Genomic DNA, 2196 nt, shown 5'->3' with positions numbered 1-2196 from the left:
GCTGAATCAGCGCTGGCCAGATCCATCTATCGAATGACGTTCCTCAATCATGTCATCGATATATTGCAGTATTTTGTAACTTTCTTCTTCTGCATTCCGCATAGCGTCAACGATCTTTTCACGAACTTCAGCATGTTTCTGCCAATTTTCGTCGCGTAAAGATACTGCCTGCTGTACAGCATGGTGCACTGCCGCATGAGGAAGTTCAAGTGCTTGGTAACTAGACGTATGTCGAAACTCCTCTTGCCCAAAGCCCTCGTAATACCACTTTCCGAGGCGACATTCGGTGTGAGTTGTTGATATTGCAGCAATTTCTGGGTCTCGGTTCTCGCTGGTATCTAAAGCGAGATAACCATTTTGTTTGAAGATAACGTGGTCGGCTTTCGCCAAAGAACCAAAAGTTCTGTCCTTCGCATAGGAAACAAAGCGTTTAGTGTCTTCTGCAGAAGAGGCGATTTCTGAAAATTGATGGCGGAAATCTTCGATTTTTTCAGTGACTTCGGAGGCAGCGCGAGTAGACGATTCTGATTGTTCAACCATCTCGTGCACACGCTGGCTAAAGCTATCGATGGTTTGGCTAACATCAATGGCCGCTTCTTTTGTGCGGTTTGAGAGTGCTTTAACTTCATCTGCCACGACGGCAAATCCGCGCCCTTGTTCTCCTGCGCGAGCGGCTTCAATGGCTGCGTTTAATGCCAGTAAGCTAGTTTGGTCTGCGATGTCGGTGATTATTGAAAGCGACTCGGTTACCCGCTTGCTATCTTGCTCGAGTTGGTGGATAACGCTGCTGACTGATTCGATGTTGCCACTGATATTTTCCAACGATGTAGCCATCGCATTAACAGCGCTTTGGCTATTGTCTGCCACTTCACCGTTGCGAGTGGCAATGCCTTCAACTTGCGCCATTTCGTCCGAAATCTTGACCAGATCGGCCTGCGTTAGCTTCAGGTTTCGTATCAGGTGACCCGTGTTGAGGTTATGAAGCTCTGAGTGCAGGGCATTGGCGGCCAAAAACTCTTGTCCGGCCTGCATTTTGGCCAGGGACTCGTTGATTCTGATGAGGGACTGGCGTAACTGTCCGGGGAGGCCTTTGTAAAGCGCCAGTCTGTCGTAGTTGCCTTCAGATACATGTTTAAAGCAGGAGTCCACTTCGCGGAGATAGGACTCTACACGGTCGAGTAAGTCGTTGAGCTCCCACGCGACCATACCTACTTCACCCAGGCCTGCCATGCGGGTAATACGGCCGCTAAGGTTGCCTTGATTCGCTTCTTTTAGGGTGAAAAAGATACGTTCCAATCCATCAATGGCATGGCTGTGACTAACGTACGTATAGATACCCAAGCCGATGGAAAATCCCATAGGAATCAACAGCCACCAGTACAAACCGCTGGTCAGTATTACGGTCAGACAAGTTGCCGCCATAAGTAAGGGAATGGATGACGAAATGATTAAATTGCGGGTACGCAGCATGGGGATGCCCTGACTGGTACCGTTCTGGTAATTTTTTTGATTATTCATATCGGCTACGGATTAATTATCCAGACTCATGACCAAGTCATTGTAGGTGGTACCCATTGCATCAAGTTTTTCCTGCAATAAGCGTATTGAAGCGTCAGGTCCATCTTTCGCGCCGGTGCGGGCTTCCAACTCAAGCATCTCTTTATAGATGGGGGCTAGTGCTGCGATAGCCTGATCACTTGGCTTACGGCGCACGGAATAATATCCCACAACTCTGCCTCTTGCGTCGTAGTCAGGGGTAACATTGGCAAACACCCAGTAATAGGCGCCGCTCTTACACATGTTTTTTACGTAGCCAAAAAATTCGTCGCCGTCTTGGAGGGTTTGCCATAGAAATCGGAATACACCGCGTGGCATATCGGGGTGGCGGACGATATTGTGCTGCTTTCCAAGTAGCTCGGCTTCACTGTATCCGGCAATATGCATAAACACCCGGTTACAGTAGGTAATAATTCCTTTGGTATCGGTTTTGCTTACGATGAACTCGTCATCCCCAAGGCGAATTTCTCGATCAATCGGCGTTATACTAGGCTTCATCTTTTCCTTCCGCTCAACCGGTGGTACGGCTACAGTGCCGGCATCGGAGCTTTAAACCTACAGATTGTAAGCATATTTTCAGGTGATTTGAATGAGAGAGATGTTGCTGATGAGCACCTTGGGGTGTCATTTGTGTGACGT

Annotated in this window: 2 protein-coding genes; both read right to left on the bottom strand. The window is 48.4% G+C overall.

The window, feature by feature from the left end; all coding sequences use genetic code 11:
- Positions 1-6 precede the first annotated feature (6 nt).
- Complete coding sequence (locus ABYW01_RS19975) at positions 7-1518, bottom strand: methyl-accepting chemotaxis protein (RefSeq protein WP_372836179.1); 1512 nt, start codon at positions 1516-1518, stop codon at positions 7-9.
- A gap of 12 nt (positions 1519-1530) precedes the next feature.
- Positions 1531-2055, bottom strand: coding sequence for a PAS domain-containing protein (locus ABYW01_RS19970; RefSeq protein ID WP_372836177.1), 525 nt, complete (start codon positions 2053-2055; stop codon positions 1531-1533).
- Between the last annotated feature and the right edge of the window lie 141 nt (positions 2056-2196).

The sequence above is a fragment of the Pontibacterium sp. genome, from assembly GCF_041587635.1.
GTDB lineage: Bacteria > Pseudomonadota > Gammaproteobacteria > Pseudomonadales > Balneatricaceae > Pontibacterium.
This window is presented reverse-complemented; position numbering and strand designations above follow the sequence as displayed.